Source organism: Streptomyces sp. LARHCF249, assembly GCF_052871255.1.
In genome coordinates this window covers 112,213-125,498 of record NZ_JBIXJQ010000016.1, presented here as the reverse complement: position 1 = coordinate 125,498, position 13,286 = coordinate 112,213, and the positions used below count along the sequence as shown (strand labels likewise).

General features: G+C 71.7%; 13 protein-coding genes. 8 read left to right on the top strand and 5 right to left on the bottom strand.

The annotated features are described in order from the left end of the window. Nucleotides 1-84: 84 nt before the first annotated feature. Nucleotides 85-1,698: an MDR family MFS transporter gene (locus ACIPUC_RS33420; protein ID WP_446594141.1), complete on the top strand. Its 1,614-nt coding sequence runs from the start codon at nt 85-87 to the stop codon at nt 1,696-1,698. A 166-nt stretch (nt 1,699-1,864) separates the two neighbouring features. Here the strand turns inward: ACIPUC_RS33420 and ACIPUC_RS33415 are convergent, their stop codons facing one another. Both ACIPUC_RS33415 and ACIPUC_RS33410 read right to left on the bottom strand, forming a co-directional pair. After that, nucleotides 1,865-2,386 (bottom strand): hypothetical protein, encoded by a 522-nt coding sequence (locus ACIPUC_RS33415; protein ID WP_446594140.1) that lies wholly within the window; start codon nt 2,384-2,386, stop codon nt 1,865-1,867. Between the two features lie 20 nt (nt 2,387-2,406). Then, the gene (locus ACIPUC_RS33410; RefSeq protein WP_446594139.1) at nt 2,407-2,556 is read right to left on the bottom strand and encodes a hypothetical protein; all 150 of its coding nucleotides are present in this window, start codon (nt 2,554-2,556) and stop codon (nt 2,407-2,409) included. 430 nt (nt 2,557-2,986) lie between these two features. Between ACIPUC_RS33410 and ACIPUC_RS33405 the strand changes: the two genes are divergently transcribed. After that, nucleotides 2,987-3,211, top strand: coding sequence for a hypothetical protein (locus ACIPUC_RS33405; RefSeq protein WP_446594138.1), 225 nt, complete (start codon nt 2,987-2,989; stop codon nt 3,209-3,211). A gap of 83 nt (nt 3,212-3,294) precedes the next feature. Here ACIPUC_RS33405 and ACIPUC_RS33400 read toward each other — a convergent pair whose 3' ends face one another. The 3 genes from ACIPUC_RS33400 to gntD form a co-directional block, all read right to left on the bottom strand. Continuing rightward, a complete protein-coding gene (locus ACIPUC_RS33400) occupies nt 3,295-4,941 on the bottom strand; it encodes an MBL fold metallo-hydrolase (protein WP_446594137.1) in 1,647 nt (548 codons plus the stop codon). Continuing rightward, nucleotides 4,938-6,221, bottom strand: a complete 1,284-nt coding sequence (locus tag ACIPUC_RS33395) for an MFS transporter (protein ID WP_446594136.1) — start codon at nt 6,219-6,221, stop codon at nt 4,938-4,940. Before ACIPUC_RS33395 ends, ACIPUC_RS33400 begins: the two co-directional genes overlap by 4 nt. Before the next feature lie 61 nt (nt 6,222-6,282). Then, complete coding sequence (gene gntD / locus ACIPUC_RS33390) at nt 6,283-7,374, bottom strand: guanitoxin biosynthesis L-enduracididine beta-hydroxylase GntD (protein WP_446594135.1); 1,092 nt, start codon at nt 7,372-7,374, stop codon at nt 6,283-6,285. 234 nt (nt 7,375-7,608) lie between these two features. Between gntD and ACIPUC_RS33385 the strand changes: the two genes are divergently transcribed. The 6 genes from ACIPUC_RS33385 to ACIPUC_RS33360 all read left to right on the top strand — a co-directional run bounded on the left by ACIPUC_RS33385 (nt 7,609) and on the right by ACIPUC_RS33360 (nt 13,277). Next, entirely contained in the window at nt 7,609-9,489 is a 1,881-nt protein-coding gene (locus ACIPUC_RS33385) for a B12-binding domain-containing radical SAM protein (protein WP_446594134.1), read from the top strand. Continuing rightward, a complete protein-coding gene (locus ACIPUC_RS33380) occupies nt 9,489-11,045 on the top strand; it encodes an amino acid adenylation domain-containing protein (RefSeq protein WP_446594133.1) in 1,557 nt (518 codons plus the stop codon). Before ACIPUC_RS33385 ends, ACIPUC_RS33380 begins: the two co-directional genes overlap by 1 nt. After that, nucleotides 11,042-11,722 (top strand): hypothetical protein, encoded by a 681-nt coding sequence (locus tag ACIPUC_RS33375; protein ID WP_446594132.1) that lies wholly within the window; start codon nt 11,042-11,044, stop codon nt 11,720-11,722. The genes ACIPUC_RS33380 and ACIPUC_RS33375 overlap by 4 nt, the downstream gene beginning before the upstream one ends. Then, a complete protein-coding gene (locus ACIPUC_RS33370) occupies nt 11,719-11,916 on the top strand; it encodes a hypothetical protein (RefSeq protein WP_446594131.1) in 198 nt (65 codons plus the stop codon). The genes ACIPUC_RS33375 and ACIPUC_RS33370 overlap by 4 nt, the downstream gene beginning before the upstream one ends. Before the next feature lie 67 nt (nt 11,917-11,983). Beyond that, entirely contained in the window at nt 11,984-12,124 is a 141-nt protein-coding gene (locus tag ACIPUC_RS33365; protein ID WP_446594130.1) for a hypothetical protein, read from the top strand. A 70-nt stretch (nt 12,125-12,194) separates the two neighbouring features. Further along, nucleotides 12,195-13,277, top strand: coding sequence for a hypothetical protein (locus ACIPUC_RS33360; protein ID WP_446594129.1), 1,083 nt, complete (start codon nt 12,195-12,197; stop codon nt 13,275-13,277). Nucleotides 13,278-13,286: the final 9 nt, after the last annotated feature.

The window sequence follows — 13,286 nt, the reverse complement described above, 5'->3', positions numbered from 1 at the left end:
TACGTTAGTCGTGTACTAGCCGGGCGGCAAGTAAGGCGCTCGGGAAGCAGTGCTCGAAGCAGGGGCAGCGGAGGGGACAGGGACATGGTGGAGACAGTGAAGGCTGGCGGGGCTTCCGGGACTTCCGGGACTTCTGAGGGTGAGAAGCCGCGCAGTGTGGGGCTCGTCCTGGTGGCGGTCATGATCGCGATGCTGCTGGCGTCACTGGACACCATGATCACCAGTACCGCGATCCCGACGATCGTCGGTGAGCTGGGCGGTCTGGAGCACCTGTCGTGGGTGGTCACCATCTACACGCTGGCCACGGTGGCGTCGACCCCGATCTGGGGGAAGGCCGGCGACCTGTACGGCCGCAAGGGCGTCTTCCTGACCTCGGTGGTCATCTTCCTGATCGGGTCCGCGCTGTGCGGCGCGGCCCAGGACATGGGCCAGCTGATCGCGTTCCGTGCGGTCCAGGGTCTGGGCGGCGGCGGCCTGCTGGTCGGCGCCATGGCGATCATCGGCAGCCTGATCCCGCCCCGCGAGGTCGGCAAGTACCAGGGCCTGATGGCCGCCGTCTCGGCCCTCTCCATGATCGGGGGCCCGCTGATCGGCGGCGCCATCACCGACTTCCTCGGCTGGCGCTGGGCCTTCTACATCAACCTGCCCCTCGGACTCCTGGCCCTCGCCATGGTCTCCCTGGTCCTCCACCTGCCCAAGCAGACGCAGGAAGGACAGGCCCGCCCCAAGGTCGACTACCTGGGCGCGGCGCTGCTGACCGCCGCGATCACCTCCACCGTCCTGGTCACCACCTGGGGCGGCACCGAGTACCCCTGGGCCTCCGGTCAGATCATCACCCTGATCGTCCTGAGCGTCCTGTCGACCGCGGCGTTCCTGTACGTCGAGACGAAGGCCGCCGAGCCGATCCTGCCGCTGCACGTCTTCCGCAACCGCAACTTCAGCCTCATCGCCCTGATCGGCTTCCTCGTCGGCTTCGTCACCGTCGGCGGCGTCTTCTACCTCCCCCTCTTCCTCCAGACGGTCCAGGGCGCCTCCGCCACCAACTCGGGCCTGCTCCTGCTGCCCCTGCTGGCCTCGATGCTGACCGTCTCGATGATCACCGGCCGCATCACCAGCAGCACCGGCAAGTACAAGGCCTTCCTGGTCGTCGGCGGCGCCCTCGTCGTCGCCGGGCTGTTCCTCCTGGCCACCATGGACACCCACACCCCCCGCCTCGTCTCCGGCGCCTACATGGCCGTCCTCGGCGCCGGCATCGGCTTCCTGATGCAGATCACCATGCTGGTGGCACAGAACAGCGTCGAGCTGAAGGACATGGGCGTCGCCTCCTCCACCACAGCCCTGGGCCGCACCCTCGGCGGCGCCTTCGGCGTCGCCCTGATGGGCACCTTGTTCACCACCCAGGTCACCACCGCCATGACCGACCGCCTCGGCCCCCAGGCCGCCGCCGCGGTCGGCTCCGCCCAACTCGACGCGGCAAGCCTGGCCACCCTCCCCGACGCCGTCCGCGAGGCCTACCGCCACGCCGTCGCCATCGGCACCCACTGGGCCTTCCTCGTCTGCGCCGCCATCGCCGTACTCGGCTTCGCCGCCGCCTGGTTCATCAAGGAAGTCCCCCTCCGAGGCGCCAACCCCGCCCCCGCCGACACGAACGAGAGCAGCAAGGCGGCCCCGGTCCTGCAGGAGACCGCCGCCCGCTGACCAACAGAACGACCGACCGACGAAGCAACGGCCCGGCCCCGGTGGACGAACACGTCCACCGGGGCCGGGCCCTTGCCGTACGCATCGTGGCCAGGGCGGCACCGGCAACCGACGCCAGCCTCTTTGTCAGCCTCACGCGTGTCTTCCCCGCTTGTGCTGCTCACCCCTAAGGGGTAGGCGCTTCTCCATCGATGCAGACGACGCGGGCGTTGATGGAGCCAGGCGCGCCGCTTGTGTTCCTGGCAAAAACTTGCCACCCGGTCTGGCCGTTACCGCTCTCGGTCGGGTCGGATTCGATGCTGTCCCAGGTCGACATGAACGGGAAGAATTCCTGTCCGCCCCCGGTGGCAACCTTCCCCACCGGGCACATCGCCTGGGTTCCGCCACGCTGGCCTGGCGCAATGGGACCGCTGTTCACAGTCACTGTTACCCATCCCGTAGCACCGTTGTCAGCCGGCGGAGTCGGGTTGGTGATCGTCTGGTCCGTGCTTTGGGCACACGTGCTGTTCTGCGTGCCGTTGAAGGTGTTTCCGCTTCCCACCTGCCCAGAGGGGAAGCAGACCGCTCCGATCGCAGGGTTGTTGAGGGCCGAGACCAGGTCGTCGTCGGCGGCGGCTTCGCCCAGCCCGAGGAGGACCGCCGCAGCAGCCACCGTGCAGGCACTGGCAAGGGTCCTGGTGAGTTTCATTCGGACACTCCTTTGGTCGTCTACTTGAGCAGGCTGCCGAGCCCGGTTGCATTGGCGGAGGCCGGCGACACCCCGGAAGCGAGGCCGGCGATCTGGCGCTTGGCGTCCCGGATCGTCGGAGAGAGGAAACGAAGCGACAGAAGGTTGTCCAGGGTGATCGGGCCTGCCACGGCAGGACCCCCACTGGGGCGTTCGGCGGCCTGTGCCGCAGGTACAGCGACAAGAGCGATCCCGACGGCCAGGACCGCGCCCGCAGTAGAGCGGGCAAGGGTGCGATGAACCACGACCGCACCAACGCCGCCGCCGTAGCCGAGTAATGGGCAATGGTCCGGGCGAGTCGCCATGTCACCTGGCTGGCGGACACCGAAACCCATCCCCGGCCCCACACCTCACGCACCCGCAGATCAGCCGCTGACCAGTAGAAATACTCGCCAGTCGGATCGCGTCCAGCAGGGCCGTCCACGACGTGCGGCCAGTCTCCAAGACGGCGACGATCGAGTAGGGCCCGCCAGGCACCATCTGGTGCTTGCCCAGGCCGCGGCCGACCGTGTGGCAGACAGACCGCACCGTGGAGAGGGCGATGCCCGCAGAGTCCAGTTCGTGGACGAGGCCGGCACGTCCGCCACGATCGTCGACTACGCCGACTGGTGGGAGGAGGAAGCGGTCCGCTCGTGGGGACCGCGCGATCTGTGGGCGGAGGTGACGGCGGCGTGCACGTGGTACGAGCTCCAGGGCCGGCCTCACATCACCCGCTTCGGCCTCACGGTTGACGGGGCCGGCCAGTACGCCTGGCTCGATGAGCCCCGCGGGCTCGTGGGTTCCTGAGCACAGCCTCACACCGGCGTCGAAACGAGAACGCGCGAAAGCGCCCCCTCCCGGCCGGCGGGAGGGGGCGCTTTCGTTCGGGGTCAGGCGCGGCGGGTGGGCCAGAGGCGTTCGCCGTGCCGGTAGAGGAGTTCGGCGGGGACGCCGCGGTGGCGGCAGCGTTCCAGGAGGATGTCCGTCTGGCGGATCTGCTCGGACTCCGGGTCGTAGCTGGAGCCGGTCAGGTGGCGGAGCCAGGGCTCCAGGCCCAGGGCGTAGACGAAGACCTCGCTCGCGCCGAAGCGCTTGACCAGGCGTTCCGCCATGTCCGCGTCGCAGCCCTTCAGGCGGCGGGCCTGGTCGTGGGCGCGGTCCTGGGTGCCCTCCATCAGCGGTCCGTACAGCCACGACATCGGCGCGCCCACGCACTCCAGGCCGATGAAGACCGTGTCCACGTCCCCGGTGCTCTCCTGCACCCGGCGGTACAGGTCCGGGTCGATGTCCACCGCGTCCGTCGCGAACAGCACCCGCCGGCCGCCGATCTCCACCAGCGGAACCGCCTTGGAGCGGATGTCGAGGTCGCCGTGCTCGCCCAGGAACGGCAGCATCGTGACCTCGGCGTCCTCGCCGATCCGGGCCGACTCCATCTCGCCCAGCTCCACCACCGAGGTGAAGCCCAGCGCCTGGAGCAGCAGCTTGGGGCTCGGATCCTCCAGCGAACCGCCGCCGCCCCGGGGCACGACGACCGTGTCCACCCGGTGCCGCAGCTGGAGCAGCGCCTCCACCGACACGTGGTCGCAGTGCAGGTGGCTCAGGACCACCGCGTCCAGCCGCTCGGGCAGGTCGGCCAGCGTGAGGTGGCGGTGCCCGTCGTCGGCGTAACCGGGCAGCGGGTCCAGGAGTACGGCCGTGGAGCCCGTCTCCAGGAGGACCGTCGCGTGGTTGAGGTAGCGCATCCGTACGGTGTCCGCCGGCGCGCTCTCGTACGGGGCCGGGGCGGTCTCCGTGAACAGGTCCGCGAAGGCGGCCGCGGTCGCGTCCGAGGCCTCGTCCCCCAGCAGCAGCTCGGCCAGGCCCGCCACGTCGGCGGCGCCGCGGCGGGCCGCGTACAGCTCGTCGAGGCGGGGATCGGCGAACGGGATCCGCAGGTCCAGCCGCTGCGGGCCGGGCAGGATCGGGCTGCCGAAGGTGAAGGGCTGCTCCAGGTCGGTGCGCGGGGCCAGGGAGACCTCCTGGCCCTTGGCCAGCTCCGCCGCGAACGCCTGGTGGACCAGCGGCTCGAAGAAGCGCAGCCGCGGCCGGTTGCCGGTGTCGTAGACCAGCTCGACCAGGCCGCGCAGGCTCTGGGGCAGCTGCGCGTACAGCGACTCCATCGGCTTGCCGTCGGCCTGCTCGGCGAGCATCCGCTGGGCGTCCTTGATGTCCCCGGCCAGCCGCAGCAGGGGGGCCGCGGCCGCCTCGGTGGCGGCCAGCAGCTCCTCGACGTCCTCGGCGGTACCGCCGTACGGGGCGAGGAACGGGCCGCCGTAGCGGGCCGGGTTGCTCAGCGCGGAGGCGTGCACCTGCGGCGAGCGCAGGTAGCTGCGCAGCTGGGGCAGGTAGCGCTCGCGCAGGTTGAGCGCCGCGGTGTGCGGCGGGACGAGGTGGCACCAGGCGTACCAGCGGTGCAGCAGGGGCTGCGGGACGACGGACGGCTTCAGGTACCCCTTGGCCGGGCGGCGTCCGTTGAAGACCGGGTTCACCGAGGTCATGGCGCACCGCCGGGCTGCGCGACCGCCTGAGGAGCGGGGGCGGGGGATCGGTCGTCTTCCGGCGCGTCCCCGGCCGGGGCCGCCGCCAGTGCGGCGCGCGCCGACAGCAGGGCCGGGCCGCACAGGGCCAGGGCCAGGAAGATGCCCCCGCCGGCGATCACGAAGACCAGCCGGGGGTTGCCGTCGGGGCTCAGCAGGCTGCCGGCCAGGTAGCCGGCGGTGCTGCCGAAGAAGGCGGCGGAGGACAGGGTGCCGCCGACCCGGCCCAGTACCTCGGCGGGTACGGCCTTCTGCAGCAGGGTCTCCTCGCCGACGTTGGCCACGCCGTTGCCCAGTCCCGCGACCAGCTGCATGGCGATCGCGGCGAACAGCACCGGGGCGGCGGCCGTCAGCAGCAGGCCGAGGCCCGTGAAGAACCAGCCCGCGAGCAGCACCCACACCGGCGAGCGGCTCTCGGCCGCCCGGACCAGCCACAGCGAGGCGGCGACCATGGCGACGCCGAAGGACGCGGACAGTACGCCGAATCCGGTCTCCCCGGTGTTCAGCGTGTGCTCGGCGAGGAAGACCAGCGCCAGGTTGTCCAGCGAGCCGAAGAACAGGCCGAGCAGGAGCAGCAGCACGATGGCGCGCGCCACCCGGTGGTGGCGTACGAACTTCAGCCCCTCGACGGTGTCGCCCAGCAGGGTCCGGCGCTCGCCGGTGCGCAGCGGAGCCAGCGCCGGGATGCGCGTCAGCAGCAGCGCCGAGACCACGAAGGTGCCCGCGTTGATCGCGAGCGCGCCGTACGCGCTGCCCCACGCGGTGAACACGCCGCCGAGCACCGGGCCGAGCGCGGCCTGCAGGTTGAAGGCGGTGCCCATCCACGCGTTGGCGGGCATCAGGTCGGCCTCGTCCACCAGGCGGGGCACCACCGTACGGCCGGCCGCGGAGAACACGGTGGACGCGGCCGCCGCCACCGCGACCAGCGGCACCAGCACGGCCAGGCCCGGGCGGGCCAGCACGATGACGCCGAAGACCGCGGCCTGCACCAGCTCGGCGGCGATCAGCAGGCGTCGCACGCCCATCCGGTCCGCGAGCGCCCCGGCGAGCGGCCCGAAGAACCGCGGCACGGACTCGGCCAGGAGGATCAGCGACACGGCGGTACCGGCGTGCTCGCCGCGGCTGACCAGCAGGACGAGGGCCACCATGGCCGCACCGTCGCCGATCAGCGAGACCGCGCGCGCCAGCCAGAACCGGCGGAACAGCCGGTGGCGTCGGATCAGGTTGGGTTCAGCGGCCAAGGCCTTGAGTCCTTTCAAGGGAAAAGGTGTCCGCGGCGAGGTGTCCGCCGGCGGGTCGGGGTCAGACCACGGCCCGGCCGTGGTCACCGCGCCGGGAGCCGGCGCTGCGCCGCAGATCGGCGGTGAGGTTGATGCGCTTGAGCCAGCGGTCGGTGCCGTCGTAGCGGGCCGCGAACGGCCGGCGGCCGTGCACCGCGCGCTTGTTGTCGATGACGAAGAGGTCGCCGTTGCCGATCGTCACGTCGGTCAGCTTCGCCTCGATCGCGGCCAGCAGCGCGTTCTGCGCCTCGGCGGCCTGCGGGTCGAGCGGGTTGGTGTGCATGAACGGGGGGTCGACGCGCAGCCACGGAGCGGCGGGGTCGCCGTCCAGCAGCGCGATCGGCTCGGGCCGGTTCGCCATGGTGTCGATGCGCCGGAACTGCTCGCCCTCGGTCGCCTCGGCGGCGTCGGCGGCCCCGGTGGCCTGGTTGAAGCTCTTGGTGTGCGACTGGTCCGGCAGGATCGCGAAGCGCTTCTCGAACAGCACCGCGCGGTGCTCCTCGTCGAGCTCGATGTCCTCCACGGCGGCGAAGGTGGTGGCCACCGCGTCGTGGTTGCGCAGGCCCATCAGCATCATCCAGTCCGCGCGGTGCGGGTGGAACGCGTCCTCGGTGTGCCAGTCCAGCATGGCCGTGGAGCCGGATCCGAGCTGGTCGAACTCGTGCCCGGGCACGGGGAACAGGTCGAGGATGAGGCGCCCGCGCTGCTGGCTGCTGAACGAGAAGGGCTCGCCGAGGAGGGAGCCGATCAGCCGCAGCACGGCGTCCGCGTACCGCAGTTCGGGACGGTCGGGGCGCTCCTGGTAGCGCGTGGGGGTGGGCCCCAGCGCGTTCTCGTCGATGAGCAGCCCGCTGACCAGGAAGCCCGCGTGCGGGGCCCCGGACAGGCGGAAGTCGGTCATCACCCGGCGCAGCGAACGCGGCAGCTCGTGGGACATCAGGGCGGCGAGCTGAAGGGACCGGCGGGCGTCCAGGGCGGCCGAGTCCCGCGCGTACTCGTGGGCGAGTGCGGCCACCCGGTGGCGTTCGTCGGGCAGGAGTTCGATGCGCGGGACCCCCGGTCCCGGCTGTGACGCCGCGGCGGACGCAGCGGCGGGCGGTGCGATGGTCTGCATGGTGGCTCCTCAGGAGACGCGAGGTTGCCGCAGCCTCTCAGGGCCCACTCGAATCGCACTCGAAACCGCCCGGCCCGCAGCCCACTACACCATCCCGGAACCACCGGCACCCGCTCTGGCCTCGATCTCTTGCGCTCTTCAAGCGACGCTGTAGTCCCGGCGGTTGTGCTCATTCCCAGAACGGCCACGGTCCCTCGTCCGGACCGGCCACGAACGGGAAGAGGTGAGCGAAGCGTGAGTACGACGGCCACGGTGAACGCTGCCAAGCGCAGGATCTACGTATCCGCCTTCAGCCGCTCCGCGTACCTCCCCGCCGTCTGGGGCGCCCTGCGCTCGTACGCCGACACCCAGCCCGACCTCGTCGAGGCCTACACCTTCGAGCAGCCGTTCTTCCTGCCCGAGCAGGCCAAGGACCCCGCCTCGCTCATGGAGGACCCGGCGGTCTTCGCGATGTCCTGCTACCTGTGGAACTTCAACAAGAACATGGCGGCCTGCCGCGCCGTGAAGGAGCGCTTCCCCGACGCGGTCACCGTGGTCGGCGGCCCGCACGTGCCGGACAACGCCGGCGAGTTCCTGAAGAAGCACCCGTACATCGACTTCGCCATCCACAAGGAGGGCGAGGCGCCCTTCTCCGAGCTGCTGCGGGCCCTGCTCCAGGAGGAGCCCGACTTCGCCTCGGTCCCCTCGCTCAGCTACCGGGACCAGGACGGCAAGGTCCACCGCAACCCGCTCGGCGGGCAGCTGCCGCGCGAGATCGACGTGCCCAGCCCCTGGCTCACCGGCCTGATGGAGCCCTCCTTCGAGGCGGCCCGGGCGGCCGGCTACCAGCCGACCGTGCTGTGGGAGACCAACCGCGGCTGCCCCTACAGCTGCACCTTCTGCGACTGGGGCTCCGCGAACCAGTCCAAGATCCGCAAGTTCGACGAGGACCGGCTGCACGCCGAGATCGACTACTTCACCGAGCAGAACGTGTCGGCGATCCTGTGCGCCGACGCCAACTTCGGGATCCTCCCGCGTGACGTGGGCCTCGCCGAGCACCTCGTGCGCAACAAGCAGGAGAGCGGCTTCCCCGGCAAGTTCGTCACCAGCTACGCGAAGAACGCCAACGACCGGATCGTGCAGATCAGCTCGATGTTCGCGCTCAACGGCATGTCGAACGGCACCATCCTCGCGATGCAGACCGGCACCCAGGACGTGCTGGAGCAGGTCAAGCGCTCCAACATGCCGGCCAAGAACTACGAGAAGCTCGCCGCCGCCTTCCGCGAGCGCGGCGTCGAGGCCTACACCGAGGTCATCGTCGGCCTGCCGAACGAGACCCCCGAGACCTTCGCCCGCGGCCTGTGCCGGATGCTCGAGATGGGCATCCACGACGACATCATGATCTACGAGTGCGTGCTGCTGCCCAACGCCGAGATGGGCAGCGCCGCCCACCGCGAGAAGTACCGGCTGGACACCATCACCCGCACCTACCTCCCGGACGACGTGGAGGAGGTCGAGGTCGTCGTCGGGCACTCCACGATGTCTCGCGAAGACTGGGTGCGCATGTACCTCTTCGGCGCCGTCCTGCAGTCCCTGCACAACCGGGGCATCACCCGCCGGCTCGCCACCTACCTGCACACCGAGGGAATCCTCGGCTACGAGGACTTCTACCGCTCGCTGGCCGACGCCGCGCTCGCCGACACCTCCACCGTCCTCGGCGCGGCCGTCGACCGGGCCCGCACACTGCTCTGGGAGTACATCGAGTCGCCCGCCGTCCCCAACGAGGGCAAGGTGGCCTCCCAGCCGGACATGATGGAGAAGCTGTCCCGCTGGGTGCCGGACAAGGAGTCCTGGCTCATCTACGAATGGTGCTGGGCCTACGTACAGAACGAGCTGGACCGGTTCTACGAGGAGCTGCGCGGCCACCTCGAGACCGCCGGAGTGAAGATCGACGAACGCCTCGAGGAGCTGCTGCGCTACCAGCGCGCCTCGGTGTTCACCGTGGCCGAGTCCGGCACCACCCGCGTCGAGCTGTTCTCCCACGACTGGACCAGCTACTTCCGCGCTCCCGCCGAGGGACTGCACCCCGGCGTGCACGTCACGAGCTTCGAGCCCCCGGCCGCGAGGATGCGCTGATGAACCGGACCCTGGCGGCCCGCGTTCTGGACCGCGCCGCACACGACCCCGGCCGCACCGCGGTCGAACTGCCCGCATCCCCCGGAGCCCCGGGACGGACCCTGACCTACGGCGCCCTGGCCGCCTCCGCCCGGGACCTGGCGGCCGCGCTGCACCGGCGCGGAGCCCGCCCCGGCGACACGGTGGCGCTGGTCGCCGCCAGCGTGCCCGAACTGGTCGTCGCCCTGCTGGCCGCCGCCGGCGCGGGACTGGTGTGCGCGCCGCTCGACGACGCGCAGCCGCCCGCCCGGGTGCGCCGCGCGATGGGGGTGGCCGGCGCCCGGCTCGCCCTGGTCGCCGCCCCCGAGCGGGCGCCGTACTGGCTCGCGGAACTGGGGGAGCAGGCCCTGGAAGTCACCGCCCCCGGTCAGGGCAGCGCCGAGCAGCCGCCCGGCTTCCCCGTACCGGTGGCCGAACACGACCCCGCCTACCTGCTCTTCACCTCCGGATCCACCGGCGTGCCCAAGGGCGTACGGGTCGCGCACGGCCCCTTCGCCCGGCACTGCGAGGTGGCCGCCGAGGCCTACGGGCTCACCCCCGACAGCGTCACGCTCCAGTTCGCCTCGCCCGGCTTCGACGTCGCGCTCGAGGAGATCTGGCCGACCCTGCTGTCCGGCGGACGGGTCGTGCTGCGCGGCGGCGGCCTGTGGTCGCTGCCCGAGCTGCTCGAGGTCACCGCCGCCCACGGCATCACGATGTGGCAGCTGCCCACCGCCTACTGGACCCTGCTCGGAGCCGAGGCCGCCGTACGCGGCGACCTGCGACCGCCGCCCTCGCTGACCACCGTGCTGATCGGCGGGGAGGCAGCGGCCACGGCCGCCGCCCGCCGCTGGCTCGGCTCGCCGATGGGCGCGGTCCGGCTGCTCAACGCCTACGGGCCCACCGAGGGCGTGGTCACCTCCACGCTGTACGAGGTGCCGCGCGCGGCCGGGGCCCTGCCGCCCGGGGAGATCCTGCCCATCGGCCACCTGCTGCCCGGCCGCTCCGGCCTGGTCCTCGACGAGGACCTGCGGCCCGTTGCCCCCGGCAGCGCGGGCGAACTGTTCGTCACCGGGCCCTGCCTGGCCGACGGCTACGCCGGGGACGAGGCGGCCACCGGCCGCGCCTTCCCCACCCTGCCCGACGGCCGCCGGGCCTTCCGCACCGGCGACCTCGTCACCGAGACGGCCGGCGGCGTCCTCGTCTACCACGGGCGCCGGGACCGGCAGTTGAAGATCTCCGGCGTACGCGTCGAGCCCGGCGAGGTCGAGGCCGCGCTCGCCGCCTGCACCGGGGTCACGGCAGCCGCCGTCACCGTCGCCGGCGAGGGCGACCGCAGCCGCCTGGTGGCCCACGTGGTGCTCGCCGAACCGTCCGGCGACCCGGCGCGCCGCGCCGGCGCCCTGCGCGGCGAGCTCGCCGGCCGGCTGCCCGCGGCCATGGTGCCGGCCCGGGTCGAGTTCCACGACCGGCTGCCGCGCACGGTGAACGACAAGGTCGACCATCACGCCCTAAGCGAGAGCGAGGAGAGCCGGTGACCACCGCATCCACGGCCGCCACGCCGCCCACGACCACCACCACCGCGGCCACCCCGGTACGGGAGTTCGCGCAGACCCTGGCCCGGGCGGAACTCGCCGGCGCCGCCCGGGAGCTCACCGCCTTCGCGGACGCCCTGGACACCGCCACCGCCGAGCCCGAGCGGCCCGCGCCCGTCCCGGGCTGGGTCGAGGTCACCGGCGAGGGCGAGGACGCGACCGTCGCACTCGTGCCCGCCGGGGTCTCCCGGCTGTACGAGGAGCTGTGCCGCATCGCGGACCCCGCGCTGCTGCGCGCCGCCGTGGTCCTGCTCCTCAACCTGAGCGTCCGCCTCCAGCAGGTACCCGGCGGCGCACAGGCCGCGGCCGCGGTGATGCAGTGCGGGGCCGAACTGGCCCCCGTGCTGGAGGCCGTCAACGGCGGCGCCCCGCCCCTGGTGGGCCGCGCCGCGCTCCAGCTCACCGTCGAAGGCGAGCAGGTGCTGCTCGCCGACGAGCAGGCGCGCTGGATCGCGGCCGAACTGGACCGGCTGCCCGCCGGCCCGCGCCGCCGCTCCGTCCTCGGGCTCGCCGCGCTCGCCGAGCAGCTGGAGACCGATCCGGACGCCGTGCGGGCCGCCTCGACCCTGCGCACCGTCGCGGCGGACGCCGCCCGCGCCCTGGAAGGGGAGATCCGGTGATCACCAGCCAGACGCTCGGGACCACGCTCTACCCCGTCAGCATCGGCGGCCACCTCGTGGAGGCCGCCGTGGAACTCGCCCGAGGAGCGGCGGCCCGGCTCGGTGCCGGGCTCGACCAGGAACGGCTGCGCGCACACGGTGACGCGGCGGCCGCCCTCCTCCGCCTCACGGCAGCGGAACAATCCGCGCCGTGACCCACAGACGCCGGACCCCGCACCAGGCGGGAGCCGGAGCTCCACCAAAACACGACTAGGAGTCGACGTGACCCAGAACAACATGGACCAGCAGTCCGCCATCGAGCAGCAGTCCGCCCAGGTCGACAGCAAGCCGGTCGCCCAGGAGAAGGCGTCGATCAGCTCCCGCATCGGCAAGTACAAGAAGTACGACCGCCTCGAGGGCTGAGTTCGAGTCGTGTTCCGGGGTGCGAGCGAACGGCGCTCGCACCCCGGCACGCCTTTACAGGGAGGTTTCCGTGAGCACCGCACCGTCCGTACCGATCAGCCCGGAGCAGTTCCGCAAGGTGTTCGGGGGTGACCTCGGAGACGTCTTCCTCCTGGTCACGTCGCCGGGCGTGCGCAGCGCGCTCACCGTGGAGAGCAGCGCGACCCCGGTACAGGAGTACAACTGGACGGGCCCGGAATCCCGCGCGGGCCTCATCGCCGAGATGGCCGCCATCCGCGCCTCCGGCCGCCGCGCCTGCGTCCTGTGGATCGCCGACGACGAGTTCGTCCACTTCGAGGACGAGGAACTCGAAGGCATCGCCATGGGCGCCTTCTCCAGCTGGTCGGCCCCCTTCTCCGCGGAGACGCTGCGCAACAACATCCGCGTCGTGGCCGAAGTCGACTACGAGCGCGAGCTCGGCATCGAGGAGGAGTTCCTGACCCTCCTCGACCAGGCCGACGACATGCTCTTCCTCGGCCGCGAGTTCGGCACCGAGGCCGTCTTCCAGCACCAGCTCTCCGAGCACTGGTTCTCGCTGCACGGCCCGCTCATGCCCGGCCAGCAGGTCGTCCTGCCCACCGGCGAGCTCAGCTCGCTGGTCAACGCCTCGGGCGAGTTCGAGCTCGACACCCACTTCACGCTGAACGGCGAGATCACCCTCCAGGGCGCCCCCATCGTCCACCGCGGCGACCAGAAGACCAGCCTCGCCGAGACGGAGCAGGTCTACCGCGACCTCGTCTCCATGGCCGACCAGCCGGCGATCATCACGCTGGTCGAGGGCCGCATCACGGCGGTCCGCCCGGCCGTCGCCGGACGCACCGAGTTCGCCGCCAACCTCGAGAAGCTGCTGGCGAAGGACGAGCGCTACGCCAAGCTGCACGAGATCGGCTTCGGCACCAACACCAGCTGCGCCCCGCTGCAGCCCAGCAACTACTTCGCCAACGAGCGGCACCCGGGCGTCCACCTCGGCCTGGGCCTGGGAACCTTCACGCAGTACCACATCGACCTGATGAGCACCGCCATCGACGTGCTGATGCGGGGTGTCGACGGCAAGGACGTCGCGCTCTTCCCGGCCCTCGGGGTGGCCCCGGCGCGGATTCCCGCCGGGGTCTGATCCCCCGGA

Coding starts and splice junctions, on each gene's coding strand:
- ACIPUC_RS33415 (WP_446594140.1), bottom strand. CDS start 2,386: ATGAAACTCACCAGGACCCTTGCCAGTGCCTGCACGGTGGCTGCTGCG.
- gntD (WP_446594135.1), bottom strand. CDS start 7,374: ATGCAGACCATCGCACCGCCCGCCGCTGCGTCCGCCGCGGCGTCACAG.
- ACIPUC_RS33420 (WP_446594141.1), top strand. CDS start 85: ATGGTGGAGACAGTGAAGGCTGGCGGGGCTTCCGGGACTTCCGGGACT.
- ACIPUC_RS33400 (WP_446594137.1), bottom strand. CDS start 4,941: ATGACCTCGGTGAACCCGGTCTTCAACGGACGCCGCCCGGCCAAGGGG.
- ACIPUC_RS33380 (WP_446594133.1), top strand. CDS start 9,489: ATGAACCGGACCCTGGCGGCCCGCGTTCTGGACCGCGCCGCACACGAC.